This window comes from Achromobacter sp. F4_2707, from assembly GCF_047501535.1.
Taxonomy (GTDB): domain Bacteria; phylum Pseudomonadota; class Gammaproteobacteria; order Burkholderiales; family Burkholderiaceae_B; genus Yanghanlia.
Window position 1 is genome coordinate 104,147 of record NZ_JAZDRJ010000009.1, and the last position, 26,559, is coordinate 130,705.

Below are 26,559 nucleotides of genomic sequence, written 5' to 3' on the forward strand. Positions count from 1 at the left end.
TCAGGGCTACTTCTTGTTACTGCTGCTCAGATTGTTCAGCATGGAGAGCTGGGTGGTCAGGTAGGAACTGACACCGTTCATTTGTGCCATGAAGCTGTCGAGCTGCACAAACTGACGGCGATAGGTTTCCATCTTTTCGTTGATGCGATCCTGGGTGGCGTCGTACTGGTTCTCCAGCAGCTTCAGGGTGCGCTCGATCCCGTCTTGCGAGGTTTTGATCAGGCCATCGCTCTTGGTAAAGACTTCGGCGGCTGCTGTGACGCGTTTGCTCAACCCTGTTTCACCAGCGAACAGCTGCTCGACGTTAGCCCGGTTTTCCGTCAGGGCCGCGTTGAGTTTCTTTTCGTCCACCACCAGATTGCCTGTGGTGTGATCCGTAGTAATGCCGATGGAGGACAGCGTGAGGCCATTGGCTGCCAGGCCGTTGAGGGCGTCGCGCATTTGGGATTGTGCGCGGCGTGCAAGGCTGTCGCCACTGAGTGCGGCGCCCTTTTGGGCGTCGACATCGTAGGAGGTGAGCGATTTGATGGTGCTTTGCAGCGCGTTATAAGCGCTGACAAAGTTATTGACCGCCGTGGTGGCGACGGAATCGTTGCGCGACAGTTGCAGAGAGTCGGGCTGAGCGCCTTCAGCAGCTTCCTTGTTCAGGGTAAGGGTAACGCCTTGAATGGCACCCTTCAGTTCGTTGCTCTGGGAGGTGACCTTGATGCCGTTGATGGTGGCTTCAGCGTTCCGGCCTTCAATCGTGGCCTTCATGCCGTCTTCATTGACGCTGCCGGCCTCGTAATCAAGGATGTCTTGCAGGCGAGAAATATCGCCCGTACCCGTATCGCCGTCGGGGCGTACAACGCTGATGCCGGTGATGGTGTTGGCAGCCCCTGTTTCATTGGAGGAAATAATGAGGCGGAAGCCTTCGCCGTCGTTCATCAGGGTGGCGCTGAAGTTGAGATCGGCGTCATCGGTGATGGCTTTGGCAATATCTTGCAGCGAGGCATTGGCAGCGACCGACAAGGAATGGCTGGTGGCGCCGTCGCCAGTGCCCACGGTGAAGTTGAGATTGACGGTGCCGGTAGCGCCCTCGGCAACCGGCTTATTACCGGCTTCGACGGAGGCCTGACCGCTGGCCATGACCTGTGCTGTGGCCAGCCGGTTAACGGTAATGCTGTGCTTGCCCGCGATGGCGCCGGAGCCGGCCTCGACGGTAGCGGTGAAAGTGTCACCGGTCACGTTGGCTTTTACGGCATGGAAGGTTTCGCCCTTGCCCAGCGCAGACGCCGCCGTGGAGACGGCATCAATGGCGGACTTGAGTGTCCCGTAGGCGGAAAAACGCGCGGATTCTTTATCGGCTCGTGTTTGCAAGGCCGCCAGGGGGGCGTTTTCTGCTTTTCGCAAGTCTTCCAGCAGTTCGTTGAGCGGGAGACCCGACCCGACGCCGATGGATGAAATGGGTGTGGACATAGCTTACTCCGTATCCGCCTATTATGGGCGAAACCTAGTTGATTCATTCTGAGCGACAAGCCGTTGATGGCTGGATACTTCGCTCGTTTACTGGTGTCAGGGCTCAGGCCTTGACGTCGATAAATTTCCCTTGGAACTGCGCAACTATTTTGGCGATATGCAGGACTTCTTCGCTGGGGATTTGCCGCAGGACATCGCCGGTTTCGTTATCGATAACAGATACCACGAGTTTTTGGGTATCTTCGTCGATTTCAAAACGCATGCCGGTATCCCATGCGCGCATTGCAGCGTTGATTTCTTCAAAACTGCCTTCTGCGCTGTTGTGGGACTCCTGTTGTTGACTTGTGGCGTTGCCGTCGTTTCGGGCGCTTTCTGTACGGGTGACCTGTACGGCCGGTTCGGGGCGCTGCGTAGACGCGGCGTCAGCCACACTTGACAGCGGCATGGCCATATTGCTTGAGATAGAATCAACCATTGTTTTGACTCCTGATACGGGCTGCTATTGTTATAGGCGGGCGCATAGATCCTTCTAGAAGCGTATACGGCAGTTATTTGAATATCTTTAGCCCTGTGCTGATATTTGTATGGTTCTGATACGCTGAACAAGTAAAGAAATGATACCTAGATTCGCCGTTGATTTGTTGTGCTCCGCGTCACAATGTTTGTTGCAGGATTCTGCCCGCTAGCTACGCATGCTTTTAAACGAAGATGAACTAATCGCTGAACACGCCCCGCTTGTCCGTCGGCTGGCGTTGCAACTGGCCTCGCGACTGCCCGCGAATGTGGAGCTCGACGACCTCATGCAGGCCGGGATGATGGGGCTGCTGGATGCCGTGCGTCGTTACCAGGCCCAGGAAGACGCCAAGTTCGAAACGTACGCCACCACACGCATACGGGGTGCCATGCTGGACGAATTACGCGGTCAGGATTGGCTTTCGCGGGGCGCACGCAGCAAGGCGCGAGATATCGAAGCCGCTGTGCAACGGGTGCAGCAACGCGAACTACGTGAAGCGTCAGAACAAGAAATCGCAGCAGAGCTCGGCGTTTCGCTACCCGAATATCATGCCATGCTGGACGAGGCCAGCGGAGTGCAACTGGTGCACTATGAAGATCTGGCATCTGATGAGGGGCGGGAAACCCTTGAGCGGCTGGCAGCCGATGAAGAAGACATTGCCCAACACCAGGACAACCCCTTAAGCCTGTTGATGTCGCATAACTTGCACCAGGCTGTGGTGCAGGCTATTGAGGGTTTGCCTGAACGAGAGAAGCTGTTGTTGTCGTTGCAGTTCGAGCACGACCTTAACCAGAAAGAAATCGCAGCTGTCATGGGTGTGACGGAAGGTCGCATCTCACAATTACGCTCCCAGGCCGTCGCCCGGATACGCGCCAAGCTTAAGGCTGCTTAAACCCGCTGCCCCGTGTGTCGCTCTCGTGCGACAATCGTTCCATTCCCCGAATGAACTGCTCCGTTAACCCATGGCGATACAGCGCTACCTGCCTTTTTTGAACTGGCCGCGTTTAACGCTTAAGCGTTTTGAGCGTGAGTTTTTGGCCGGGTTGACGGTAGGGCTTATGGCTTTGCCACAAAGCGTGGCTTACGCGGGGCTGGCGGGTATGCCGCTGGTGACAGGCATTTACGCAACCTTACTTCCCACGTTGGTGGCCAGTTTGTTCAGCGCAACACCTCGGCTGGCCGTCGGGCCGACCGCCTTGACATGTTTGCTGGTGTTCGGGGCCTTGTCCGGCATGGCGGAACCCGGCAGCACACAGTGGGTTGTGCTGGCGGGTTGGCTCGCACTGCTTAGTGGTGTGTTCCAGATGAGCCTGGGTTTTTTGCGTCAGGGCTGGCTGATGGATCTGGTCAGTGCGCCGGTGCTTATGGCTTTCACGCAGGCCGCAGCACTGCTTATTATTACTTCCCAGCTTCCGGCCTTGCTGACATTGGGGTGGGGGAGCGAGGCAACTCCCGTTTGGCATCTGCCTTCGGCTGTGTTGGGTACGGCCGCGCTGGTATTCGTTCTGGTCTGCAAAAAACTAAGGCCTTCACTTCCCGCCGTGTTTTTATTATTGCTAGTTGCTGCTGGTGCAGCATGGCTGTGGGGGTGGGATGAAAAAGGAGTGGAGGTTGTCGGGCCGCTGCCAGGCGGCTTTCCGTCACTGGGGCTGCCAGGGCGTTTGAGCTTGGAGCAATTGCTCGAATTGGTCTTTCCAGCCATGGTGATTGCCTTAGTGAGCTTTATGGAAACCGCCGCCAGTGCTCGTTTGGATAGCATTCAATCGGGTGAGCGCTGGAACCGTGATCAAGACCTGATCGGGCAGGGCGCTGCCAAGTTAAGCGCGGCACTATGTGGGGCGTTTCCCACCAGCACTTCGTTTTCTCGTTCGGCATTAAATCTCTTTGCGGGCGCTCAGTCCGGCTGGTCGAACGTGTTTTGCGCCTTGGTATTGGCTGTGATGCTGTTGGTGGGCCTACCGGTGCTGGCCTGGGTGCCAAAGGCGGTACTGGCAGCGATAGTGGTGGGTTCGGTGCTGGGCATGTTCCAATTTCAACCCTGGAAGCGGCTGTGGCAGACTTCACGGCGTGATTTGTTGGTGGCCCTGACAACACTGGTTGTGACGTATGCGGCAGCACCTTCTATGTATTGGGGCATCTGTGCTGGTCTGGTTCTATCGCTGCTCATTTTTGTGCGCAGGCGGCTCCGGCCGCGTATCGTTGAGCTGGGTCGCCACCCTGATCTCAGCCTGCGTGATCGGCACTTCTGGAAACTCCCCCCTCTGAGCGAAAACTGTCTGGCGGTGCGGCCTGACTGCTCACTCGATTACCTGATCGCTCCCGCGGTTGAGCGCCGGATACTGGCTCTGTGCGAAGGCCGGGGCGATTTGCGCAGTGTGTTTATCTTCATGCAGGGCGTGAACCTGATAGATGCCACGGGGCTGGAGGTAGTCGCCCGGCTGTTCGAACGGCTACGCAAGCAAGGTCTAAAGATTCATATTGTTGGGGCCAAACTGGAAGTTGAGCAAAGCATGAAGCGCGTGTTTACGCGTTGGGAAGAGGTGCGTTTTCATCGAACAGAACAAGAGGCATTGCAGGCGATGGAGACAATGCCTGGCGACGAGAAAGAACAAGCAAGAGAAAGTTCCTGAAATAAGGCCTGTACGATTGAAGTTGTCGCGTTCGTCCGTTATAACGTAGCTTACTAATAGCTTAAAAAATTGGAGACAGTATGACGAAAACCTTGTCGTTGGCAGGGTTGCACCACGCGAATCTGGCTGCTGTGACGCGTTCAGGGCTTATGGCCGCAGTGGCGTCGGCGCAGGGTTTTTCGTTAGATGTCCCCTATATTCCTACTCCTCCTGAAGTCGTTGGTCGCATGCTGATATCCGAAGTCGCTTCATCGGGCGCTGCCGAGGTGCTGAACTGGAAAGGTTCGCGTCAGTGAGCGGGGGTTCTGCAGTGCCAGCTTCAGTTGCTGCTACGCCGGGTACGAGTGCTACACCGCTTAACAAAGGGTTGTCGGTGTGGGATGCCGTCGCCATCCTGGTTGGGGTGGTGGTGGGTATCGGGATATTCGGCTTTCCGCCTCTTGTCGCCATGAATGCGCCCTCCGCTGCGGCCTATATGGGGCTGTGGGTGGCGGGGGGCTTAGTTATGTTGGTTGGCGCCCTGTGCTACGCCGAACTCGGCAGCGCCTACCCCGACGCGGGGGGCGAATACGCATTTTTGGGCCGAGCATGGGGCGCTGATGTCGCTTTGCTGTTCGCCTGGGCGCGGTGCTCCATTATTCAAACGGGAGCCATCGCTGCAGTGGCTTTCATCTTTGGCGATTATGCTCAGGTGCTGATTCCTTTGGGCAATCATGGCCCGGCAATATACGCCGCGCTCGTGGTGGTTGCGCTCACAGTGCTTAACGTGTTGGGCAGCATGGAGTCGCGGCGCGTGCAGTGGGTGCTTACAGTTGGGTCGGTTTTGGCGCTGGTCGCGATGGCGATAGGCGGTCTGTTGCTGGGCGACGGTAGCCTGGCCTCAGCAGGCGCCACGTCTGCTTCTGTGTCTGCCACCGGTGCTAGCGTCGTTTCCTTCACAGAGCTGGCCGGCATGCTGGGTATGGGCATGGTGTTTGTGCTGCTGACTTATGGTGGTTGGAACGAAGCCGCCTATTTGTCAGGGGAGATTCGCGATGTGGGCCGGAACATGCTCAGGGTTCTGCTCTATGGCACGGCCATCATCGTGGCACTGTATGTGTTGGTGAACCTGGCTTATTTGCAGGTGTTCGGCCTGGAAGGGCTGCGTAACACTCATGCGGTGGGCGCTGATATGTCGCGTTTGCTGGCGGGGCCATGGGCGGCAGTGCTGCTTAGCGTGCTGGTGTGTTGCACCGCATTAGGTACGGTTAATGCCTGCATTTTCACGGGGGGCCGGGTGTATGTGTCGCTAGGCCGCGATGTCCCCGCACTAAAAAAACTGGGGGCCTGGAGCCAGCAGCGCGAAACGCCTGTTCGCGCTCTGTGGGTGCAAGGGGGCATTACCCTGGGGCTTGTGTTGTTTGGCGCACTTGCGGAAAACGGCCTGCAAGCTATGGTGGCCTATACCTCGCCAGTGTTCTGGCTGTTCATGTTTCTGACAGCACTGGCGTTGATTCGTTTGCGCCATAAGGACCCCAGCCACCCGCGCCCCTTCCGGGTGCCGCTGTATCCCATTATGCCGCTGGTGCTGGCCCTAATGTGTCTGGGCCTGTTTTGGTCCAGTGTGTCCTATGCCGGTTCGGGCTCGTTGTTAGGGCTTCTGGTTCTGCTATTAGGCCTGCCCTTGTGCTGGTTGCGGCGCCGTCAACGTTTTTTGGCGTGATATTCGCGCTTCTCTTCATACATGGCCATGTCGGCGCGGCGCAGCATGTCGTCCAGCCATTCAGCGGATGCACAGGTGGCCATGCCCATAGACAGGCTTACAGCCTGTTGAGTGGCGTAGTACTGGTTGTTAATGACCACAAGCTTTTTGATGTCTTCCATTTGCTGTAGGCCATCCTGTTCTGTGGCGCCCGGCATCAGAATAATGAATTCGTCGCCCCCGGTGCGCGAGGCGTGCGCAGGTTTTTCAACGGCCTGCGCGATGATTTCACCGCAGCGGCGCAGCAGGCTGTCGCCGGCCGCATGGCCTTCTTCATCGTTGGTCCGCTTCAGGTTGTTGAGGTCCAGGACAATCGCTGTGATGGGGTATATGCCTTTGCGGCGTATGCGCTCTACTTCTTCAGTAAAGAAGGTGCGGTTTTTCAGGCCGGTCAGGACATCGTGCTGTCCGAGGTATTCAAGGTAATGTTCGGCTTTCTTGCGGGCAGTGATGTCGGTAAAGGCAAGCATGACCTGATCCCAACGCGCTTCGTGCCCAGGTACGACCCACAGCTGCAAATGCGTGTGTACCGCATGGCCGTCAAGTGCGTAGCCGGTCATTTCCCTTTGCTGGTGCAAAGTGCCTTCCCATAAATCAACCAGGTGTTCCCGCAGCTGATAGTGCATGTCTTGGCGGAAAATGTCGCGCAGACGGGCCTGCAGTGTGGCTTTGTCCGGTGCACGGAATAGCTTGAGGGTTTGCTGGTTGACGTCAAGAACTAGCAACTCATTGAGGCAGCGGTGGATGAACTCGGGGTGGACTTCAATGAAAGTGCGAAAGTCCACAATGCCACGTTGCCGCACTTCCGTGAGTAGCTTATGAATAGACGAGTAGTCGGCCACCCATAATGACACGGGGGCATTCTCGAACAGACGACGTGCGTAGGCTTCGCTGGCGGCCACTTGGCGCCGGGCCGACTCCTGCTTTGTGATGTCCTCTATGACAACCAATACACGATCCCAACTTTCTTCGTGATCAGGCAGCACCACACCCTTAAGCAATAAGTCGAGCCGGCGGTTGTCCAGCGTGTAATTGACTGTCTGGCTCTGAAAGCGGCCCGCTCCCGACCACAACTGTTCCAGTTCATCAATATGTGCGGTATGCATATCGTCGCGAAAAACGCGCTCGAGCTGATTGGAGAGCTCTTGAAAGCTTTGCGCCCCATAAAGGCTAAGGGTGCGGGCGTTGACGCGTAGCAGGCGAATACGACTTGAACATTGGCTAATACGTTCTGGGTCGGCCAGCAGGTGACTGCGAATATCCCTGACCCCTTCAGCTCGCCATTGGTCGAAGAGTATCTTCAGTTCACTGTAGTCTTCCAGCCACATCGAGGTGGGGGAGATATCAAAAAGATCGAGGCCTGCCTCGGTGATGGGGATATTTGCAACAAGGATATTCATAGTGTGATCGAAATAAACAAGCCCTCAATCTTACGGTAAGACAGGGCTTTCTGGCAGATACGCGGATATTCTTGACACGGGTTGAGTATCAAACGGCTGGAGATTGAGCGTTGATTGCATGTGTGTTGGTCTTGTGAGCACACAGAATACGCGGCGAAAATGACAAGGGGCGGTCATAGACCGCCCCGCGAACTCATGGACTGCTTTACTTAGTACAGAACCTCAGGCAACCACAAACCGATGCCCGGGAACAGGTACATCAACACAATGGCGAGAATCTGAATTCCCATGAATGGCAACATGCCCAGGAAGATCTGATTCAACGTCACATGAGGTGGCGATACCCCCTTCAGGTAAAACGCCGACATGGCTACCGGTGGCGACAGGAAGGCAGTTTGCAGGTTCAGTGCGACCAAGAGGCCGAAGAACAGTGGGTCAATGCCGAAGTGGTTAACCAAGGGCAGGAAGATGGGCATGAAGATCACGATGATCTCAGTCCATTCCAGAGGCCAGCCCAGGAGGAAAATCACCACCTGCGACATGATCAGGAACTGCACTGGCGTGAGATCCATGCTCAACACCCAGGCGTTGATGATTTCTTGCCCGCCTAGCAGAGCAAAGGCCGCCGAGAAAATGGCAGACCCTACGAACAGCCAGCACACCATGGCGCTGGTCTTGGCTGCCAGATACACGGATTCTTTCATCATGCCCATATTCAGCCGGCCATAGGCGAACGCCAGTAGTATGCCGCCGAAGGCGCCCATGGCCGCAGCTTCTGATGGTGTGGCAAAGCCAAACACAATACTGCCCAGCACTGCTGCAATGAGAATGGCGAGCGGGAAGAACGACCCAATCAGCATCTTGAAGATTTCCAGCCGTGCAAAGGTAAACATGACGTAGAAAATCAGCATGATGACTGTGCCGATGGCCAGAACAATCCAGAACCAAGTTGGTGCAGGTTCACGAGGGGGACTGGCTGCCTCGCTGGATTCTTCTACCGCCTCGGCTTGCGCATTGGCGTCGGTGGTGTCGTCAGCCGCGTCGAAGCCCAGCCCCATGGGTTGCAGGCTTTCAGCGCCTTCAGGCTCGGCCAAGCCGCCGCCATACAGGTCGCTGTCGTCGTCAAAACTGCCAAAGCCGCCCATTTCCTGTAAGCCGTAATCCACCGTAACGACGGGGGCGGTCACAACTTTATATGTCAGGCTCATGGCCGCTACGAAAATGACGGCAGGCAAAACGACCAATGCCAGGTTGCGCAGCAGGACAGCCATGGGGATGTCGGCGTTGTTTTTACCCTTGATAGCCTTAAGCAGGGCGGGCAGCGCCTTGTTGCTGATAGTGTCTTTGAGTGTTTCTGCAAACGGTGGCAAATCAACCCGGCGTTCTTCTTCGGATAGCGGGGGCGCCGATTTGGGAAAAATTTTTGCCATCAGAATGACATACAACACATACAGGCTGGCCAGCATCAGGCCAGGGAAAAATGCGCCTGCATAGAGCTTAACAACTGATACACCGGCTACGGCACCATATACGATGAGTAGCACCGAAGGCGGAATCATGATGCCCAGGCAGCCGCCGGCAGTGATGGCGCCTGCTGTCAGGCGGACGCTGTATCCGGCTTTCATCATAGCCGGCATAGCCAGCAGCCCCATGAGAGTGACGACAGCACCCACAATGCCGGTTGCCGTCGCAAATACCGCGCACGTAACAATGGTGGCTACGCCCAGGGAGCCGGGGATGCGAGCAAGCACTAAGTGCATGCTTTTGAACAGTTTTTCGATCAGGTTGGCGCGTTCAACCAAATACCCCATGAAGATGAACAGCGGTACGGCGATCAGTACGTCGTTGGTCATCACAGAATAGGCGCGCAGCACCATGAGATCGAGTGTTTGTTCAATGGCCGTCTGCATGGGCAGCTGGCTGTAGGCCAGATACGTGAACACGACACCCATACCCATCAAGGTGAAGGCAGTGGGGAAGCCCAGCATAATCGTGACCACGATGAGGGCCAGCATCAGCAGCCCAAGGTGACCGTTGGTGATGTTCTCCGGAGACGGCATCAGAATGGCGATGCCCACCACGATGGCTATCAGGATGGACAAGCCGAACCATACTTCTTTTCTCATTGTCAGTTCCTTTGCTATCGCTGTGTCGACGTGGAAGTATTGGCCTCGGGCGACGTGCCTCCCACATTAACCATGCCCTTCAGTTTGTCTAGATCGACCTCTTCAACGTCTTGGTCGCGTCGTGGCCAAGCGCCCTGCTTAAGGCAGGCGATGCAATACACGACTTCAACAAACCCCTGAAATAGCAAAGTGAGCCCAGCGATTGGAATGACAGCCTTGAAAGGATAGAGAGGAGGACCGCCGGAAGCGAGGCTTGAGGTTTCCCTGATGGCCCAGGATTCTTCGAAATAGTAGAAGCCGGCCCAGCACAGGGCGATGACTCCTGGAAAATAGAAAAGAAAGTACAGGGCGAGATCAAGCCCGGCCTGCAGGCGGGGTGGAAAAAAACCATAGAGCACATCGCCGCGCACGTGGCCGTTCTTGGAAAGCGTGTATGCGCCTGCCATCATGAACAAGGTGCCATACATCATGTTCATGGCGTCGAACGCCCACGCGTGCGGTGCCGCGAACACGTATCGGGATATGACTTCGTAGGTAATGAACAACGTGAGCGCCAGGACAAGCCAACCGAAAAACTGGCCTATCCGGGTATTCACGCGGTCAATGATGAACAACACTTTCTGCATGGAGAACCTACCTGTGGCCGTCGAGCGGCGCTACCATCCGACCCGCACGGATGTTCCCGGGTACGGGAACGCTCTGTGGGTGTGGCGAGAATCTTCCATATGTCCGCCTGAGTACTGCTGGGCAGAACGCCAGAGGAGCATATGGTGCCAAAAAAACACCATCAGCTTTTGTGAGCGATGGTGTTTAAGAGCCCTACATGGAAAGATCAGCTCTTTGTCTGGCGACGGCCGAAATAGTGGTTGTAAGCCATGCGACGGTTGTTGTTGGTGTCCATGTCCCATGCCAGAGCACGTTGTGCGAAAGCGCGTTGAGATTCTTCGATCTCTTTGAACATTGGGTTGGTTTTGGCTTTTTCTTCCACGATTCGATCCCAGACTTGCAGTTGCTGCTGCAGGATGGTGTCGGGCGTTTTGTAGAACTTCACACCGTCTTCCTGTTGCAGCTTGATGTAGTCTTCGGAATAGCGGTGGATGGCTTTCCAGGACATATCGGCCGAGGCGGCTTCGCATGCATTGGTGACAATGGCACGCAGTTTTTCAGGCAGAGCCTCGTATTTGGGCTTGTTGAAAATAACTTCAAAAGTTTCCGACGACTGGTGGAAGCTTTGCAGCATACATACCTTGGAAACGTCGGGGAAGCCCAGCAGACGGTCGGACGTGGCGTTGTTGAATTCAGCACCATCGAGCAGGCCGCGATCGAGAGCGGGAACGATTTCACCGCCAGGCAGGGCGTTGACGGCCGCACCCATTTCGGTGAACAGGTCGATTGCCAAGCCGTTGGTGCGGAACTTCAGGCCTTTGAGGTCTTCAGTGCGCGTGACGGGCTTTTTGAACCAACCAAACGGTTGGGTGGGCATGGGCCCGTAAAGGATAGAGACTACGTTGACACCGATAGACTCGTAGAGTTTATCGAGAAGCTCTTTTCCGCCCGCATACTTGTACCAGGACAGCAGCATGTTGGCGTCCATGCCAAAGGCGGGGCCGGAAGAGAACAGCGCCAGCGCATTCTGCTTGCCGTAGTTGTAGCCTAGAACGCCATGGCCGCCGTCAAGCGTACCTTTGGCAACGGCATCTAGTAGTGAGAATGCAGGCACCACGGCGCCAGCGGGCAAAACTTCGAGCTTGAGTTCGCCGCCTGACATATCGTTAATTTTGGCGGCAAGATCGAGTGCGTATTCGTGGAAGATATCGACCGTAGGCCAGGTGCTCTGGAAGCGGAACGTGACAGGGGATTGTGCCTTCACAATGGCGGGAAAGGCCATCGTTGCGGCGGCTGCCGTACCGGCTGCCGCGCCTCCTAGAAAGCGGCGCCGTGAATTTTGTACGGGAGTTTCGGTATTGCTGACTGCAGAGCTGCTCTTCATCGGTGTCTCCTTGTTGATCTGTACTTTGGAACAGCAGTATGACTTTTTAGCTTTTCTTTTATTAGAACCAGCGTTGCTTTTATAGGCGATGCCATAGGTAGCGTCAATGAGGGATACCGAATGTAAAAAAAGCCCTAAGACTATTGTTTATGCATTCCTTATGTAGAAATAGGTTGTTGATTTTAAAGTTGTTTTATTCTGTTTTTTGTATTCTGGCGGTTGTTGCTGACGGAACCCGAGTTGCGAGCAGGCAGGGTAATTACCGAGATCAGGAAATATTTAGAAACTCACAGCATGATGGCGCAGGCCATCATCGCTAACAGAGCGAAGCACATGCCGATATAAGGGAGGAGCGCAGCGTAGACAGTACGTTCTTGGCCGTGCCCGTGTGTCAGTGTCGCTGCAATGGACATGCGAACCGGTGAAAACGAGCTCATGGCTGTGCCCGATACATGCTGTAGGGCGGCGACCGCCGGGATTCCCAGCCCGGCCTGAATACCCAGTGCCAGCTGAGACGACATAAACAGGCTGTTTGGCGCGTTACCGCTGTTTGTCAGGATGCCAAACGCACCCGATAGCAGAGGGGTCAGTACCAATGCCCCTTGCTCCAGTTTGGCAAACATGCCATTGGCAATCGCTTGGGAGATGCCGGCGGCAGAGAGTACCTCAGCCATCATGGCAAACAAAAATACCGCCAACACGGCGGGTTTACCTGTGTTCCAAGCGGCTACGCCTTCCCGGGCCAATGAGGCGGCGCGACGCTGCCATAACGCCGTCAAGACCCCGCCAGCCACGAGCCAACTACCCGCATGGTATAGCGGAGGCCAGGCAGGAAGGTCGCTGAACGGGGTCACGGCAGCCACTGTGCTCAGTGTGTGTTGAGCCTCTGGGGCCAGGCGGCTGAGCGCCAGAGAGCTGATCAGCAATATGAAGGGCAGTATTTTCCGAGAGGTAGCAAGGGTGTGTTTGAGGTCCGGCCTGCGCTCAAACAGGTAGTAGATGACGATGAGTGGCCCGTATGTGGCCAGCAGAGCAGCTTCCGGCCCGAGGTAAAGCGTTGCGATGGCCAAGAGGCTGAGGCCCACGCTTATCCAGATGGCTTCCCGCACAGATTCTCGTCTCGACGCCTTAAAGCCCGCCAGCTTGGCGGTGCGCCAGAACAGCGGGAGCCAGATCAACATGAGCAGCCCGGTAGGTAGGGCAGAATAAAAGCCCATCTCGTTAGCGGGCATACGGGCATACGCAGCTGCCAACATCGTACCGCTGCCCATGCCACCCCATGGAATCAAGGTCTGGCTCATCAGGGCGAACACCATAAGGTGACGAGGGCTGATATTCAGGTGTCGAATGAGGGCAATGGTGCCCAGCATGCCAACACCAAACCCTGTTGCAGACTCCGCAAATGGCCCAATAAGAAAGCATGCGAAAAACAGCAAGCGCCTCTGGGCTAGCGCCGAGGAGGGCGCTTTGGTTTCCACCGGCAATGTGCCTTGGGCCCCAGGTCGAGCACCGGGTACAGCGATCTGCCAGAAAAACAGTCCTCCCAGAATATACGGGGCGATGGTCAGACCAATCCAGAAACCCCGGGTTAGTGCGACCATTAACTGTTCGCCGCCGAACAGCCCGGGCCCTGTGAGGGCTGCAACAGGAATCGCTACAACCAACCCCAGAAATGCGGCTAGCGTAGTGCTGATACGCCCGCTAGCCACCGCCGCTGCGACAGTGAGAGCAGGGAACAACCAGAGCAGATAATTCATTTGCCGGAGAACCCTATATCGGCTTACTCAGCCTGACCTTAGCTTTAAAGAGGTGAGTACCGTGGCGCAGGAACGCCGTTTTGTCAACGAGATGCAGGGCTCACACAAAAAAACCGCCCCGAACTTTGCGGTTTCGGGGCGGTTTGTCTGTTCTGGTGGCGCATCCCTGATGCTGTAAATTTGCACAGGAATTCCTCAATTCATATTGATTATCAATGGCTTACAAGCTGTTTGAGAGCAGTGTAGCAGCGGTGTGTCGCAGCATTCAAGGGAAATCAATTACGAAATTTGCTATCATTTTTCCCAACAATACCCGCCACACTTCATGCCGTAGCATCAGCGCCGGTTCAGTGCTCCCAGGGCGGGTTTCTCTTTTCTCATGAGTGTTCTATGCAGCGTCACGTTCCTGTGTCCAATGACGCATCCATCAGCGACGACCGACCTGCAGTCCACAATGGGCAGGCCCAAGCATCAGGTGTCAGCCGGGCAGAAATAGCAGGAGCTGTGCAGGCAGACACACGCGACATGGCTGAGCGTTGGTTGGCCGAAAACGACGAAGCGCTGAGAAGTTCCAACGATTTGGTAGAAAGGCACGGCTTGCCCCTGGCAAAGTACCGGATGTTCTGACGCTCCCCTCAGTTGTCTTGGATGCTTCACATAGAGGTATTGCAACCTGCAAAGGCAGCAGTAAAGACACGACGATTTACCAATAAGTAATATAAAATGGTAGAACCGTAAGGAGAGAACCCATGCGAAACACATCCGTATCCCTCGGGCAGCACTTCACCAGCTTTATTGAATCCCAAGTCCAGGGCGGGCGCTATGGCTCTGCAAGCGATGTGGTCCGGGCAGGGCTGCGGCTCTTGGAAGAACACGAAACAAAGGTCAAGGCGCTGCAAGACGCGCTAAACGCCGGTCTTGAATCCGGCGAGCCGCGCCCGTTCGACTTTGAGGCTTTTAAGGCTCGCAAACGCGCAGGGCACGAAGCCCAATGAAAGCTGTTGCGTTCTCGCCCGCAGCAGAAGCCGACCTTGGCGAGATTTGGGACTACACCGCCGATAGGTGGGGGCCGGACCAAGCCGACAGCTACACCGACGCGATTCGGGATACTTGCTATGCGTTGGCTAAAGGAACAAAGCAAGGCCGTCCCTCAGTGCTGCCGCGCTTTCAAAAATACCTGTGCGGCTCGCATGTGGTCTATTTCTTGGATTACGCCGACCGCTTGGACGTTATCCGTATCTTGCACCAAAGGCAGGACGCAGAACAGCACTTGTAGGACGCAACGGCGCAGAGCGGCTGCACGGGCATCATGCAGTACTTAAGCATAGGTACAGTATTTTGCGCGTCAATGATTGACGATACGGGTGTCCGGAACGGCAACTAGGCCTTGAGTGTTACCGAGCCACTCTGCGATAAGTGCCAGTAGTTTGGTGCACCCGAGACCTTCGACAGGGTCGCACGCAAAAGAGGTGTATTCGGGAGTGCAGATGTTGCGACGCTCGTATGTGCTATCAATAAGCAACCATTGGCGCAGATAACGACTTAGGGCGTAGTGCTTGACTCGGTCTTCTAAGGTTCTTTGGCGCACTGCCGCCACACCAAAAATATCCAGACTGAATCACACCGGATTTGAACTGACCCCCAAGAGTTGGACACAACGTTGGAGGGCATATGAGGAAATTCGACCTCAGGTTCAAACTGAAAGTGGTTCGTGACTACCTCGCGGGCAAAGGGGGATACAAAATCCTCGCAGCCAAATACGGCATCGCTAACAGCCTCGTCAGAAGTTGGGTGGCGGCATACCAACACCATGGCAGTGCCGGTCTCGTGCGTCAGCGCGGCCGATACACACAAGAGTTCAAACTGGAAGTGCTGCACCGTAGGGCAGCTGAAAATCTGTCTTACCGTGAGCTTGGCGCTATTTACAATATCGGTAACCCTCATAGCATCATGTTATGGCAGCAACAACATGAACGCGGCGAGCTTCGTGCGCCGCAGAGCCTTCCATCATTGGACCATTCGATGTCGACAAAGAAAAAGAGGTCGCCTCGGTCGCCAGAATCTGAGCTGTCAGCGGAAGACGGACTACTGCGCGAGAATCAACGGTTACGCGCGGAGGTCGCGTACTTAAAAAAAGTCAGTGCCTTGGTTCTAGCGAAGAAATTGGCGCAGCGCAAAGGGCGCAAATAGTGCTGGAACTGAGGCATGAATTTCCCTTGACAGACTTGCTGCATGTTGCGCAACTGCCCCGCAGCACGTTTTATTATCAGGCAAGGTTTTGCGGTCGCCTGGTCGACATGACGAGCTCAAAGCGAAAATTCAGGCCGTCTATGCGGAACATCGCGGCCTGTATGGTTATCGTCGCATCACGGCGACTATCCGTCGTGATGGCCATCTGGTCAATCATAAGGCCGTACAGCGACTTATGAGTGAAATGGGCATGAAATCGCGCGTGCGCGCAAAGAAGTTCAGGTCTTATAGGGGCGAACTCGGTGAGGCTGCCCCCAACTCTCTGAACCGCGAATTTGCTGCATCGCAAGCAAACCAGAAATGGGTGACGGACGTGACCGAGTTTGCCGTGGCAGGCAAGAAGCTGTATTTGTCGCCGGTTATGGACCTCTACAATGGTGAAATCGTGGCTTACCAGACCAGCAATCGACCCGATTTCTCACTGGTCATTAATATGCTCAAGAAAGCCGCAGGGAAATGCACAGGGACGGACGGTCCCCTACTTCATTCCGTCAGGGGGGCTCAATACGTTTCGATTCGCTATTCCGACCGGCTAAGCGAAGCCGGAATCAACCCGTCAGTCGGTAGCACGGGCAGTGCCTACGACAACGCACTGGCCGAGACAATCAACGGTCTGTACAAAACGGAAGTGATTCACCGCAGGGCGCCTTGGAAAACCAAGGCCGCCGTGGAACTGGCCACCCTGGAATGGGTGTCTTGGTTCAACCATCAACGCCTGCTGGAATCGATCGGAGACATCCCGCCGGCAGAAGCCGAAGAAAGGTACTATCGACAACTTGCAGCACCCGCTGCGGAACCTGTTTTACTTTAACCAAACAGCCTCCGCGATTCCCGGTTCGATTCAGATTTCCCGGGCCATGATTGTTCTTACAGGCAAGGTTGCTGGTGACAGGGTGCCGCGAGCCTTTTTAGCTCGAGCGTTTTACGCAGCGAAAATAAAACATGAATTCTCGACGGTTGACACCTGTTCCGATGACGCGGTCTCCTTCTTGCATCATCTCCATGCCTTGCTCCGAACAATATTGTCGCGCTGTTGCGGCAGAGTTAGACAACAGGCTCTGGGTGCCGACAAGAGCGCTGGTAGATGAAGACGAAACCACATAAGTGTCCCTATCTATTTGCGCAACTTGTGTAGTGGATACACATGCGGAAAGTGTGAAGGGGAGCATGCAAGCCAGCAAAGCGTTCTTCATTTGGACTTTATGAGATTTAAAAACAGTAGAGTTACATACTGTAGTAGATAAAGCAGTAGTGCGCCACTCTACGCGGATGAACAAAAGTATTGCCACTTCGCCGACTAACGCACGCGCCAGAATTGCGACGAATTTGAAGCGTCTGCGTATGGAGCGCGGCCTCAGTCAGGAGCGTATGGCAGAGCTGGCAGACTTTCATAGGACCTACGTGTCCCAGCTTGAACGGTGTGTGACGAATATCAGTATTGACGGGCTCGAGCGCATCGCACAGGCTCTGGAAGTCGATGTGATTGATTTACTCGCTGCCGGGTCGGCGGAGTTGCCGAGTGACGCATCAGACGAAACGTAGGCCGACCATATTGCGCTGTAGCGCAACGGCTTCCTCCACGCAATTGTCATTGGCGAGAGTCCGGGAGGCTCAGTTCCTACTCTGAGAGACCCGGCAGGATGGGGGGGAATCGGTGAGATAGCAGTGTGCGATGCAGTCACTGCGTAGTTGCACGTTGTGTAAAAGTGTTTACAAAGTGCTTACACAAATAGCAGAAAGCAAAACGCCAACCCCGAGAGGTTGGCGTAAGTGCTTGATATTCTTGGTGGCGCATCCCTGATTCGAACAGGGGACCTGCGGATTATGATTCCGTCGCTCTAACCGGCTGAGCTAATGCGCCAAAGAACGCAACTATAACAGACGTTTTTTTAGAATGCAAGCAGCAAGAACCCATGTTTTCAAGCGGGCTTATCCGGTTCTATGGCAGCGCCTGCAGTACAGTGGGTTGTACAGAAATATTCAGGGTTATGGGCGATGGCTTATCCGGCTTTTTTTGACACGATTCCTACCGTTATCTTGCGCGATCCATTGGCGCGGTTTTTGGGGGCGGCCGAGGATGGATTGATCGAGTATTCATTTGCCGAGGTGGTGAAGCTGACAGGGCATTCGTGCCCGACGGTGGCTGGCGCCTGGCTGATGACGGTGGGGGCGCTCAAGCGGTTGTACGGCGATGACACCCCCATACGCGGTGAGGTTGCTGTCCGGTTTCAGAAAAATGCCGCCGAAGGCGTTACCGGCGTGATTGCCGGGGTAGTGACATTTTTGACGGGCGCTACCGAGGATACCGGTTTCAAGGGCTTGCGCGGGCGCTTTGTCCGGCGCGGCCTTATGAGTTTTGATCAACCTATCGACGGTGATATCCGCTTCGAGCGCGTCGACACAGGCCAGGCTGTGACAGTGAGTTTTGACGCATCGCAGGTGCCCTCGCCGTCAGATCTCATGCCTCGATTGTTTATGGCGATGGATAAAGAGGCCACGCAGGAACAGAAAGCGGCCTTTGCTGCAGCTTGGCAGGACCGCGTGCGTCGCATTTTTGAAGAGGCGGAAAAAGGGCAGGTGTTGAAATATGCGTGATGCCCGATCCTTCGAATGCGCGCTGTCCGAACTTTCGAGCAAGTTTGGTTATTGATGGTGCAATGAAGTGCGGCATATGAAACTAAGAAAGTGCCGATCCAAGAAAGCGCTATTTGGTGCGGAATTCCGGCCCGTGTGTCCGAGATTGTGCACAAACACAAAATCTTGCACGATAATCATTGACCGCAACGTGCCGCCCGGTTACTCTGCTGTTGGCAAGTGAATATTTAGGTTAGTTATTTGGATCAGTTAGCACAACATCATGTGCCGATGAGTGCCTGTATACGCCTGGTGTCCTGCCCGAGCATTTCCGCTCAACATCAACAGGAGTATTAACATGAGCACTCAAAAAGAGTTCGGTATCGTCAAGTGGTTCAACAATGAAAAGGGCTTTGGCTTCATCACCCCCGAAGCGGGTGGTAAAGACCTTTTCGCTCACTACACGGAAATCGTTGGCGAAGGCCATCGTTCCTTGGAAGAGAACCAGCGTGTTTCTTTCGTTTCCGGCATGGGCCAAAAAGGTCCTCAAGCCAAGTCGATTCAGGCTGCATAAAGCTTGAAATAAGCCTGGTTTGAATAAGCTGGGCTTTATGGCGTAAAGCGCCTCGATTCAAACACCCCGGTGGCTTAGGCCTTCCGGGGTGTTTGTGTATTTGCGGGTTATAGCGTGTTTTTACCCCCATCTCCGCCAATCTAGATAGCTTATTGGATGCTATCCTGCCCTAAAATGATGTCTTTTGTTCATATCGATTGGTGGAATGAATGCCATCAAGATGGTTGAAGTCGCGATTACTGCAGTTTTCGGCGGTTATCGCGTTGGGTATCGGGGTTCTGGTTTTCATTCAGCTGCTGGAATCGCGTTCCTCTACCTGGCAGCGGGCCCAGACAGCGAACACCAACCTGCTGTTCACGGTAGGGCATGCGCTGGAAAGCACGTTCGAAACCGCTGATCGTTCATTGCGGCACTCTGTCGTGGTGATGGAAGCGGCAGCGGGCCACGGCAGAACAGGCATGAATGCGGCTTTGACGGTGCCGCCCGACACCCTGTTATTCGCCGCAGTGCCCGAAAACGGTTTTGGACACCAGCTGGTGCTGGACAACCAGGGCAATGTTCTTGCGGCCTCTGGTTCGCCGCCGCCGGGCGATTGGGGCTTTGGCGGTCGCCCTTACTTCACAGCCCACCGCGATCACGCGGATGCCGGTTTTTTTATCGGCGCGCCGTTTCTTTCCGCAATGGACAACCGGCCCAGCGTGCCGATGAGCCGCCGCTGGAACCTTCCCGATGGCAGCTTTGGCGGCGTGATTGTCCAGACGCTGAAGCTGTCTGTCTTGTACGAGCTGTTTTCTTCTTTTGAACTGGGCGCCGACAGCGGCATCAATGTTTTTTCAAGCAATGGCAGCGTGCTGGTGCGCTTCCCGTATACAGGTGAGTATCTCGGGGTGTCGCTGAAGGGCACACCCAATTTCGAGCGTTTTGCCAGGGAAAAGCAGGGCAGTTTCACCGGCATTGCCGCCATTGACGAGATTGAGCGTCTGTATGTGTTCCGCACACTCAACCGTTATCCGATCATTATCAATGTGGCGCAATCCTCTCAGACCATACTGGGGAACTGGCAGCGCAATGCTCTGTGGCTGGGAAGCGCCACGCTGGCCCTGATGGCCGCTTGCGTGTTTCTGGCCATATTCGCCGAGCAGCATTTAAGGGCTCATCGCCGCACTTCTCAACGGCTGGGGCAGGCGGAACGGGAACTGCGCACCATCGTGGACAGCCTGCCGGCGCTGGTAGCCTACTGGGATAAACAGCTTGTCAACCGCATGGCCAATATTGCCCACCAGCAGTGGCTGGGGCTGGCGCCCGGAGACATGGTGGGGCGCCATGTCAGCGAGGTTACGAAAACTGACAAACTTTTCGCACAGCCTTACCTGGATGCGGCGCTGGCGGGTGAACCCCAGGTGTTTGAACACGATCTGGTCGATGCCGACGGCGCCTTGCGTCACACCCTGACCACGCTGATTCCCGACAAGGAAGATGGCGAAGTAAAGGGGCTCTTCCTTCTGGTTACCGATATTTCAGCGCGCAAAGCCACGGAAATGGCGCTGTTTGAGGAAAAAGAACGTTTCCGGGTGATTCTGGAATCCATCAAGGATGGCGTGATTACCACCAACCATGAGGGGAGGGTGCGGTATTTGAATCCCGCTGCCGAAGCCATGACGGGCTGGAGCCTGGAAGAGGCCCGTGAAAAACGCATGGAAGAAGTCATGCAGGTGGAGTCCGCCACGGGCGAGGGCATTGGCCAGTGCCCCTTGCAGGAGGTGCTCAGCAGTCGGCGGGCTTCCAGAAACAAGATAGAGCTGGTGCTGGTAAGCCGTGCCGGCGAACGCATGCATATTGAAAATTCCGCTGCGCCCATTCTGAACGAGCAGGGCCAGGTGCTGGGCGCGGTGGTTGTTTTCCATGACAGCGGCCCTGTGCGTGCTATGGCCAACAAGATGATCCATCTTGCCCAGCATGATGCGCTGACCAGCCTGCCAAACCGGCGTCGGCTGGATCTGGTCGGGCGTCAGGCGCTGCTGAGGGCGGGTGCGGCAGGCCATAAAGTGGCCGTGCTGTACCTTGACCTCGATGGTTTCAAGCAGGTCAACGATGAGCATGGCCACGCGGTGGGGGATCAATTACTGGTGGCGATCACGAATCGTCTGTCGGCCCGCCTGCGCTCCAACGACAGCCTTTACCGGCAGGGCGGGGATGAATTCGTGGTGTTGATGAAGCGTATCGAGAGCTATGAGGAAGTCGAACGCCTGGCCATGCGACTGATAGAAAGCTGCCAGACGCCGGTGGGAGTGGCTGACCAGCGTTTCTCGATTACAGTCAGCATCGGGATTGGCATCTACCCCGACGACGCGCTGAAACTGGGGGATTTAATCCAACATGCCGATCGGGGCATGTATGTCGCCAAGGGCACAGGGCGGAATCGCTATGCCTGGCTGAGCGAAACGGCTGATACGGGCGACGCGGCTGATTAAAAGCCGCACAGCGCCATGAGGTTTTCCCATTGCAGCTTCATGGCGGGCGACAAATGGCCGACAAAAGCCAGCCCCAGTACGGCAAGCAGTATCAGCACGCGGGCTACCCGCCACACCCGCCCGGGGCGATGAGCGGGAGGCGCTTCAGAATGCGATGCTTCGGGCGACGAAGAAAAAGGCATGACCAGATTCCTTCAGGGGTTTATGCTGCGGCGGGCTGAGCGAGCGTTTCTTCCTTGATGGGCAGGCATAGAATCGCAGCCACCACAGCCAGCACAATGCCCACCCACCACACCAGTGTATAGCTTCCTGTCGCCTGATAGGCGTAACCACCCATGGTGACGCCGATGAAGCTGCCGATCTGGTGCCCCAGAAAGACGATGCCGGACAAGGTGGCCGCATAGCGCAGGCCGTAGATCTGCCCGATCAGCCCTTGGGTCAGGGGCACGGTTCCCAACCAGAAAAGCCCCATCCAGGCGGCAAACACGTAAGTCACCATGGGTGAGGGGGGTAGGGAGATCAGAAGAAGAATGCCGAAGGCGCGTAGAAAATAGATCCAGGCCAGAAGCGCCTTTTTGCTATAGCGGCCTCCAAGGCTGCCTGCGTAATAGCACCCAGCTACGTTGAACAGGCCAATCAGGGCGATAGCAGTGGCGCCGTGGGTGGCAGACAAGCCGCCATCCATCAGGTACGCAGGCAGGTGCAATGTGATGAATGCGGTATGAAAGCCGCACACCGCATAGCTCCAAAACAGGAAATGAAAGGATTTATGCGTAAGAGCCTGGTGTATTGCACTGCTGAGCGATTGGCTGCTGCGGCTCCCTTCTGGTTTGCCGGTAAGAAACGTGGACAGGGGAAGGCCGATGGCGATACACAGCGACAGCACCCACAGCGCGCCTGTCCAATCCAGATTGGAAATTAACATCTGGCCGCCGGGGACAACCAGAAACTGGCCGAGAGAGCCGCCCGATGCGGCGATCCCCATGGCAGTGCTACGGTAAGCGAGCGGCACCGCCCGAGCGACCACAGGCATGATAATTGGAAAGGTCGTGCCTCCTTGCCCAAGGCCGACAAGCACTCCTGCTGTGAGGTAGAGCGAGAGCTCATCGGTGGAATAGCGCATGCCCAGCATGCCCAACATGTAAAGCAAAGCGCCTAAGGCGATGGTGCGGCCCGAGCCATAGCGATCCGCCAGCATACCCATGAAAATCGCGCTTACCCCCCACACCAGGTTCTGAATGGCGAAAGCCAGGGAAAAGACATCGCGCCCCCACCCTTTGTCAACGCCCATGACGGGCATGAAAAGCCCGAAGGTGGCTCGCACACCCAGAGCCAGCAAAACAACGAAGGCGCCCACATAAAGTGTGCGGATATAAGGGGTGGGGTGGGCGGCGGTGTTCATGCAGACGTGATGGCTCAGGCAGGAGAAAGCAGCAATCTTACCGCAGTGCGTCGCAGAGGGCGGTTAGAAGGGCGAATAGTTATGAATTGCAAAACTCTACCGTCTCAATTATCAAGAATCTTCTAATATAACGGCCCCGCTTAAAGCGGCTTTAGTTTTATATACAGGTGATTTCGGATGGCGAGTACCCATTCCCTATTGTCTGCGCACTATCAACGCGCGGATCGGGTGATGCTGCCCCTGCTGTGGGGCTTACCTATATCGCTGTGTGGTTGCAGCGTGATGCCGTACAAGCGGGCGAGCTGCAGCAGATGGTAGCGAGTATGGCCAGTGCAGAGGACGGCACAATCGATCTCCATGTCGATAGCGTGGCGTACCGCAGCGTGGGGGCGCAATCCCTGTCTGGCACACTGCAATCGCTTAGCGGGGCCGTTGGTCAAGTCCGCAGCAATGCGGTGCTGACTGATGAGCTGTTGCGCAACATCACCGGCATCACATCGCAAGTTCGGCAGGGGGTCGGGCGTCAGGCGTCAGGCGTCCATGGTGGTAGGGGCGGAACACGCCGTCGATACCATTCTTGCAAACAGCCGGGCCGGAAGGCAGAGGGTTTTCGGTGGTGGCCGGTGAAGTGCGCTCTTTGGCGCAACGCTGTGCCGACGCAGCGAAAGAGATCCGTGCGCTGATTGACGTGTCGAGCGCACAGGTCAGCCAAGGGAGCGCGCGCATCCAGGCTGCTGAGCATGTTATGAGCCGCCTGCTGGGGGAATTTCGCAGCTTACCGCCGTAATTGCTGAAAGCCGCCAGGCAAGCGAGCAGCAAGGTGAGTTGATTAACGAGATTGGCCGCATCGTGAAGGAAATTAGCGCCATCGCGCATGAGAACCTGGGGCGATTGGGCCTGGCAGACGACTCGATGCTGCAATTGGAGCAGGCGACGGTCGGGCTGGTGGATTCAGTACAGCGCTTTAACGTCAGGGCGGATGAACGGCAGCGGTTGGATGCTGGGGAAAGGTTCAGTTTGCTGACCTGACCAAGAATTTGCGGGAAACTGAAGCCAATAATAGAAGGCCCCGCCATTGAGGCGGGGCCTTACTGCCGTTGCGGCAGTGGTGCACTATTGAATAGTGCGATAAGAGGGCTTCAAGCCGCTCGCCATCCCTTGACGGCAATGCCAGTTTAGCCTGATGTTCTATCCCTGAAATAGGTATTTACCCTAGCGTGAAAATGCTCACGCTATATTGCTGATTTCGTAGATGATGTGTCAAAACAGAGAGGCGAAACGGTGAAGGGCTCAAAGGTTCTGGAAGGGTATCGGGTGACGCTAGGCGACTGGGAGGCCTGCAGTGCGGATGCCAGCGCGATTCGTCATGAAGTCTTTGTTGTTGAGCAGAAAGTGCCGGTGCAAGACGAGCAGGATGAACACGATGCCGTATGCGTGCATGCGGTCGCCTATGCAGCCAATGGTGAGCCGGTGGGCACGGGGCGTTTATTGCCGGACGGCCATATTGGGCGCATGGCTGTGCGGCGATCACAGCGGGGTAAGGGGCTGGGTTCTTTGCTACTGACGCGGCTTATGGAGGAAGCCCGGCGACGGGGTCTCCCGCAGGTCGTGCTGGCCGCTCAAGTTTCAGCCCGGCCTTTTTATGCTGCGCATGGCTTTGAAGCGCACGGCTCGGTATTTTTAGACGCCGGTATTGAACACATCATGATGCGGCGGGCGCTATAAAGGAGCAGCCGCTTCCACGCGATTGCGGCCATTCTGTTTGGCGCTGTAAAGTGCTTGGTCTGCGCGTTTGCTCAGGCTTTCAAAGGTTTCGTCCGGCCCCAGCGTCGCAACACCCATAGAGGCCGTTAGGTGGAACTCAGCACCGTCTTCGAGGGGGATGGGGGTGTTCTGAATCGTGACGCGCAGCCGTTGTGCTACTAGCATGGCGTGCTCCAACGAGGTGGCGGGCAATAGAATGGCAAACTCTTCCCCACCGACCCGCGCGGGAATGTCCTGCTCCCGGCATGCTTCGCTCATTTTCCGGGCAGAGATCTGCAAAGCTAGGTCTCCCGCCTGGTGTCCGTATGTATCATTGACCCGTTTGAAATGGTCGAGGTCGAATGCGATCAAGGACAAGGCTTGCGTGTTATGGCGAGACTGTATTATTTGGCCGGCCGCCGCCTCCTTGAAGTAGCGGTGATTGAAAATGCCCGTCAGCCCGTCGCGTTCGGCCAAGTTGCGCAGCTTTTCGTTCAGGCTGATATGGGCTGAAATATCATGGCCAATGGCGATGATATTGTTCACGGCTTGGTTTGGGGTGATGACGGGGCACAAGGTCCATTCTATGTGCGGGGTGCCGTTGGGTGTCAGGCATCTTGTACGCAACTGCTGCTCGGCAGCGTGTTTTAAAGTCGCACACACGCTTTGTTGTGCCGTTTTGGTGTCTTCTTGCGCCATCAGGCTGGAAAAGCTTAGCTTGCTGATATCAGCACCAGCGATGTCGAACAAATTACAAAACGCAGGGTTGGCATAAGATAGTTTGCCGTTGGAGTCGAGCCGAATAATGCACGTAGTGGTGCGTTCGACAATGATCCGGTAATCCTGTTCTTGTGCCTGCAAACGTCGTTGGTCGTGCCGGATACGGCGGACATAGTCGCGCCGCCGCATGGCATATCCAAGACGTCGCTTTTGGATAAACAGCAGCCCGGCTGATGTGATGACAATAAACAGCAACAACAGGCCGCCTTGGACATAGGCGAAACGGCGCCATTCAGCCAGGATCGAGTGGAAGTCGCGGCCGGTCACCACTTGTAGCGGCAAGGGGGCCATGGACGAATAGCCTGCAATGGCGCTGGCCGCTGTCAGTTGGGGGGAGTCAGCGCCTTCAAGCAGCATGAATCTAGACTCATTGGTCGAAAGCGGTGGCGGCAGGGGGAGGGGTTCGAGATTGTCGCCCACCATGGCCAGAGGGTCATGGCGTTGTACCGCCGCACCGCCACCCCCAACGCGAATGGCGGCACGGCTGTCCTTATGGCGCAGGGCTGCCCACATATCGGGGGCATACAGCGTGGATTGCATCAAGCCTTTTATATAGTCCGGGTTAACCGTGGCGGCAACAACTCCGACGAAGCGCCCGCTTCTATCATGAATGGCCTTGCTGAAGGAGATCGTTAAATCTCCGCTAACGTTGATATAAGGGGTCGATACATACAGCCGCAAGGGCTGAGGGTCGGCAAGGACGTTGCGAAAATAGGGGCGGCCGCTAAAGTTGCCCTGGTTGCTGGAGTCGCGTGTGCCGATGACTTGTATGCCATTTGCATCGAGGATGCTGATGGAGCGGATCAGAGGCATGGCATTGACCAGGGATTGCATGTGGTCACGCTGCTGCTCCAGATCAGTGAAATATTGCATGGCAAGAATTTCTTCAAGCACTCGGTCCACGCTCGTGACGTGTATTTCGATATTCGCCGATACGATTTGGGCTTGCGTGACTAGACTCTGGCTTTCAGTGCTGCGTTCCTGGCGGTAATCCATAAAGATGGATAGCGCGACCATACCACTGAGTACAAGTAAAAAAGCCGTTAATGCCAAGCGTTGTAAGCGGGCTTGCCTAGCAAGCAGGGTAGCTGTCTGCATGGGGGAAAGCCGACCTGCCTGCTAAGTTGGCATGGTCGATGAATATTTAAT

General features: G+C 55.8%; 25 protein-coding genes, 1 tRNA gene and 1 pseudogene. 16 read left to right on the top strand and 11 right to left on the bottom strand.

Annotation, left to right across the window (positions count from 1 at the left end):
- Window positions 1–6: 6 nt before the first annotated feature.
- A complete protein-coding gene (gene fliD, locus VRY85_RS10345; protein ID WP_414598515.1) occupies window positions 7–1,458 on the bottom strand; it encodes a flagellar filament capping protein FliD in 1,452 nt (483 codons plus the stop codon).
- A gap of 103 nt (window positions 1,459–1,561) precedes the next feature.
- Window positions 1,562–1,933, bottom strand: coding sequence for a flagellar protein FlaG (locus tag VRY85_RS10350; protein ID WP_414598516.1), 372 nt, complete (start codon window positions 1,931–1,933; stop codon window positions 1,562–1,564).
- 217 nt (window positions 1,934–2,150) lie between these two features.
- Between VRY85_RS10350 and VRY85_RS10355 the strand changes: the two genes are divergently transcribed.
- From VRY85_RS10355 to VRY85_RS10370, 4 genes are all read left to right on the top strand, one after another.
- Window positions 2,151–2,864, top strand: a complete 714-nt coding sequence (locus tag VRY85_RS10355; protein WP_414598517.1) for an RNA polymerase sigma factor FliA — start codon at window positions 2,151–2,153, stop codon at window positions 2,862–2,864.
- A gap of 70 nt (window positions 2,865–2,934) precedes the next feature.
- Window positions 2,935–4,602 (top strand): SulP family inorganic anion transporter, encoded by a 1,668-nt coding sequence (locus tag VRY85_RS10360; RefSeq protein ID WP_414598518.1) that lies wholly within the window; start codon window positions 2,935–2,937, stop codon window positions 4,600–4,602.
- An 80-nt stretch (window positions 4,603–4,682) separates the two neighbouring features.
- Window positions 4,683–4,898, top strand: coding sequence for a hypothetical protein (locus tag VRY85_RS10365; protein ID WP_414598519.1), 216 nt, complete (start codon window positions 4,683–4,685; stop codon window positions 4,896–4,898).
- Window positions 4,899–4,912: 14 nt separating this feature from the next.
- A complete protein-coding gene (locus VRY85_RS10370) occupies window positions 4,913–6,304 on the top strand; it encodes an APC family permease (protein ID WP_414598520.1) in 1,392 nt (463 codons plus the stop codon).
- On the opposite strand, the gene VRY85_RS10375 is transcribed toward VRY85_RS10370, so the two are convergent.
- From VRY85_RS10375 to VRY85_RS10395, 5 genes are all read right to left on the bottom strand, one after another.
- Window positions 6,286–7,743: a diguanylate cyclase domain-containing protein gene (locus tag VRY85_RS10375; RefSeq protein ID WP_414598521.1), complete on the bottom strand. Its 1,458-nt coding sequence runs from the start codon at window positions 7,741–7,743 to the stop codon at window positions 6,286–6,288. The genes VRY85_RS10370 and VRY85_RS10375 overlap by 19 nt on opposite strands.
- A 209-nt stretch (window positions 7,744–7,952) precedes the next feature.
- Window positions 7,953–9,869 carry a TRAP transporter large permease gene (locus VRY85_RS10380; RefSeq protein ID WP_414598522.1) on the bottom strand — a complete coding sequence of 639 codons (1,917 nt, stop codon included), beginning with the start codon at window positions 9,867–9,869 and terminating at the stop codon, window positions 7,953–7,955.
- Between the two features lie 14 nt (window positions 9,870–9,883).
- Window positions 9,884–10,495, bottom strand: coding sequence for a TRAP transporter small permease subunit (locus VRY85_RS10385; protein WP_414598523.1), 612 nt, complete (start codon window positions 10,493–10,495; stop codon window positions 9,884–9,886).
- Window positions 10,496–10,701: 206 nt separating this feature from the next.
- Window positions 10,702–11,859 (bottom strand): TRAP transporter substrate-binding protein, encoded by a 1,158-nt coding sequence (locus VRY85_RS10390; RefSeq protein ID WP_414598524.1) that lies wholly within the window; start codon window positions 11,857–11,859, stop codon window positions 10,702–10,704.
- 287 nt (window positions 11,860–12,146) lie between these two features.
- Window positions 12,147–13,616 carry a hypothetical protein gene (locus VRY85_RS10395; protein ID WP_414598525.1) on the bottom strand — a complete coding sequence of 490 codons (1,470 nt, stop codon included), beginning with the start codon at window positions 13,614–13,616 and terminating at the stop codon, window positions 12,147–12,149.
- A gap of 390 nt (window positions 13,617–14,006) precedes the next feature.
- On the opposite strand from VRY85_RS10395, the gene VRY85_RS10400 reads away from it, so the two are divergent.
- The 6 genes from VRY85_RS10400 (at window position 14,007) to VRY85_RS10425 (ending at window position 17,408) form a co-directional block, all read left to right on the top strand.
- Window positions 14,007–14,243 (top strand): type II toxin-antitoxin system CcdA family antitoxin, encoded by a 237-nt coding sequence (locus VRY85_RS10400; protein WP_414598526.1) that lies wholly within the window; start codon window positions 14,007–14,009, stop codon window positions 14,241–14,243.
- A 122-nt stretch (window positions 14,244–14,365) separates the two neighbouring features.
- A complete protein-coding gene (locus VRY85_RS10405; protein WP_414598527.1) occupies window positions 14,366–14,611 on the top strand; it encodes a type II toxin-antitoxin system ParD family antitoxin in 246 nt (81 codons plus the stop codon).
- Window positions 14,608–14,892 (top strand): type II toxin-antitoxin system RelE/ParE family toxin, encoded by a 285-nt coding sequence (locus VRY85_RS10410; protein ID WP_414598528.1) that lies wholly within the window; start codon window positions 14,608–14,610, stop codon window positions 14,890–14,892. Before VRY85_RS10405 ends, VRY85_RS10410 begins: the two co-directional genes overlap by 4 nt.
- A gap of 395 nt (window positions 14,893–15,287) precedes the next feature.
- Window positions 15,288–15,806 carry a transposase gene (locus VRY85_RS10415; RefSeq protein WP_414598529.1) on the top strand — a complete coding sequence of 173 codons (519 nt, stop codon included), beginning with the start codon at window positions 15,288–15,290 and terminating at the stop codon, window positions 15,804–15,806.
- A gap of 88 nt (window positions 15,807–15,894) precedes the next feature.
- Window positions 15,895–16,677, top strand: coding sequence for an IS3 family transposase (locus tag VRY85_RS10420; protein ID WP_414598530.1), 783 nt, complete (start codon window positions 15,895–15,897; stop codon window positions 16,675–16,677).
- A gap of 458 nt (window positions 16,678–17,135) precedes the next feature.
- Window positions 17,136–17,408 (top strand): helix-turn-helix domain-containing protein, encoded by a 273-nt coding sequence (locus VRY85_RS10425; RefSeq protein WP_414598531.1) that lies wholly within the window; start codon window positions 17,136–17,138, stop codon window positions 17,406–17,408.
- 242 nt (window positions 17,409–17,650) lie between these two features.
- On the opposite strand, the gene VRY85_RS10430 is transcribed toward VRY85_RS10425, so the two are convergent.
- Window positions 17,651–17,727 (bottom strand) — tRNA-Met (locus VRY85_RS10430).
- 134 nt (window positions 17,728–17,861) lie between these two features.
- On the opposite strand from VRY85_RS10430, the gene VRY85_RS10435 reads away from it, so the two are divergent.
- The 3 genes from VRY85_RS10435 (at window position 17,862) to VRY85_RS10445 (ending at window position 21,485) form a co-directional block, all read left to right on the top strand.
- On the top strand, window positions 17,862–18,461 hold the full coding sequence (locus VRY85_RS10435) for a hypothetical protein (RefSeq protein WP_414598532.1): 600 nt from the start codon (window positions 17,862–17,864) through the stop codon (window positions 18,459–18,461).
- A 337-nt stretch (window positions 18,462–18,798) separates the two neighbouring features.
- The gene (locus tag VRY85_RS10440; protein ID WP_414598533.1) at window positions 18,799–19,014 is read left to right on the top strand and encodes a cold-shock protein; all 216 of its coding nucleotides are present in this window, start codon (window positions 18,799–18,801) and stop codon (window positions 19,012–19,014) included.
- A gap of 209 nt (window positions 19,015–19,223) precedes the next feature.
- Complete coding sequence (locus VRY85_RS10445; protein ID WP_414598534.1) at window positions 19,224–21,485, top strand: diguanylate cyclase domain-containing protein; 2,262 nt, start codon at window positions 19,224–19,226, stop codon at window positions 21,483–21,485.
- On the opposite strand, the gene VRY85_RS10450 is transcribed toward VRY85_RS10445, so the two are convergent.
- Window positions 21,482–21,667, bottom strand: a complete 186-nt coding sequence (locus VRY85_RS10450; protein ID WP_414598535.1) for a hypothetical protein — start codon at window positions 21,665–21,667, stop codon at window positions 21,482–21,484. The genes VRY85_RS10445 and VRY85_RS10450 overlap by 4 nt on opposite strands.
- Window positions 21,668–21,687: 20 nt before the next feature.
- Complete coding sequence (locus VRY85_RS10455) at window positions 21,688–22,887, bottom strand: MFS transporter (protein WP_414598536.1); 1,200 nt, start codon at window positions 22,885–22,887, stop codon at window positions 21,688–21,690.
- 586 nt (window positions 22,888–23,473) lie between these two features.
- Between VRY85_RS10455 and VRY85_RS10460 the strand changes: the two are divergent.
- The 3 genes and pseudogenes from VRY85_RS10460 to VRY85_RS10470 form a co-directional block, all read left to right on the top strand.
- A pseudogene (locus VRY85_RS10460) lies at window positions 23,474–23,603 on the top strand (methyl-accepting chemotaxis protein); the annotation flags it as partial.
- A gap of 109 nt (window positions 23,604–23,712) precedes the next feature.
- Window positions 23,713–23,916: a hypothetical protein gene (locus VRY85_RS10465; protein ID WP_414598537.1), complete on the top strand. Its 204-nt coding sequence runs from the start codon at window positions 23,713–23,715 to the stop codon at window positions 23,914–23,916.
- A gap of 252 nt (window positions 23,917–24,168) precedes the next feature.
- A complete protein-coding gene (locus tag VRY85_RS10470) occupies window positions 24,169–24,612 on the top strand; it encodes a GNAT family N-acetyltransferase (protein ID WP_414598538.1) in 444 nt (147 codons plus the stop codon).
- On the opposite strand, the gene VRY85_RS10475 is transcribed toward VRY85_RS10470, so the two are convergent.
- Window positions 24,607–26,508: a diguanylate cyclase gene (locus VRY85_RS10475; RefSeq protein ID WP_414598539.1), complete on the bottom strand. Its 1,902-nt coding sequence runs from the start codon at window positions 26,506–26,508 to the stop codon at window positions 24,607–24,609. The two genes, VRY85_RS10470 and VRY85_RS10475, sit on opposite strands and share 6 nt — an antisense overlap.
- Between the last annotated feature and the right edge of the window lie 51 nt (window positions 26,509–26,559).

Bases quoted from the DNA above. Each gene is read 5' to 3' on its own strand.
- fliD (WP_414598515.1), bottom strand. From the start codon at position 1,458: ATGTCCACACCCATTTCATCCATCGGCGTCGGGTCGGGTCTCCCGCTC.
- VRY85_RS10350 (WP_414598516.1), bottom strand. From the start codon at position 1,933: ATGGTTGATTCTATCTCAAGCAATATGGCCATGCCGCTGTCAAGTGTG.
- VRY85_RS10355 (WP_414598517.1), top strand. From the start codon at position 2,151: ATGCTTTTAAACGAAGATGAACTAATCGCTGAACACGCCCCGCTTGTC.
- VRY85_RS10360 (WP_414598518.1), top strand. From the start codon at position 2,935: ATGGCGATACAGCGCTACCTGCCTTTTTTGAACTGGCCGCGTTTAACG.
- VRY85_RS10365 (WP_414598519.1), top strand. From the start codon at position 4,683: ATGACGAAAACCTTGTCGTTGGCAGGGTTGCACCACGCGAATCTGGCT.
- VRY85_RS10375 (WP_414598521.1), bottom strand. From the start codon at position 7,743: ATGAATATCCTTGTTGCAAATATCCCCATCACCGAGGCAGGCCTCGAT.
- VRY85_RS10380 (WP_414598522.1), bottom strand. From the start codon at position 9,869: ATGAGAAAAGAAGTATGGTTCGGCTTGTCCATCCTGATAGCCATCGTG.
- VRY85_RS10385 (WP_414598523.1), bottom strand. From the start codon at position 10,495: ATGCAGAAAGTGTTGTTCATCATTGACCGCGTGAATACCCGGATAGGC.
- VRY85_RS10390 (WP_414598524.1), bottom strand. From the start codon at position 11,859: ATGAAGAGCAGCTCTGCAGTCAGCAATACCGAAACTCCCGTACAAAAT.
- VRY85_RS10395 (WP_414598525.1), bottom strand. From the start codon at position 13,616: ATGAATTATCTGCTCTGGTTGTTCCCTGCTCTCACTGTCGCAGCGGCG.
- VRY85_RS10400 (WP_414598526.1), top strand. From the start codon at position 14,007: ATGCAGCGTCACGTTCCTGTGTCCAATGACGCATCCATCAGCGACGAC.
- VRY85_RS10405 (WP_414598527.1), top strand. From the start codon at position 14,366: ATGCGAAACACATCCGTATCCCTCGGGCAGCACTTCACCAGCTTTATT.
- VRY85_RS10410 (WP_414598528.1), top strand. From the start codon at position 14,608: ATGAAAGCTGTTGCGTTCTCGCCCGCAGCAGAAGCCGACCTTGGCGAG.
- VRY85_RS10415 (WP_414598529.1), top strand. From the start codon at position 15,288: ATGAGGAAATTCGACCTCAGGTTCAAACTGAAAGTGGTTCGTGACTAC.
- VRY85_RS10425 (WP_414598531.1), top strand. From the start codon at position 17,136: ATGAACAAAAGTATTGCCACTTCGCCGACTAACGCACGCGCCAGAATT.
- VRY85_RS10435 (WP_414598532.1), top strand. From the start codon at position 17,862: ATGGCTTATCCGGCTTTTTTTGACACGATTCCTACCGTTATCTTGCGC.
- VRY85_RS10440 (WP_414598533.1), top strand. From the start codon at position 18,799: ATGAGCACTCAAAAAGAGTTCGGTATCGTCAAGTGGTTCAACAATGAA.
- VRY85_RS10445 (WP_414598534.1), top strand. From the start codon at position 19,224: ATGCCATCAAGATGGTTGAAGTCGCGATTACTGCAGTTTTCGGCGGTT.
- VRY85_RS10450 (WP_414598535.1), bottom strand. From the start codon at position 21,667: ATGCCTTTTTCTTCGTCGCCCGAAGCATCGCATTCTGAAGCGCCTCCC.
- VRY85_RS10455 (WP_414598536.1), bottom strand. From the start codon at position 22,887: ATGAACACCGCCGCCCACCCCACCCCTTATATCCGCACACTTTATGTG.
- VRY85_RS10475 (WP_414598539.1), bottom strand. From the start codon at position 26,508: ATGCAGACAGCTACCCTGCTTGCTAGGCAAGCCCGCTTACAACGCTTG.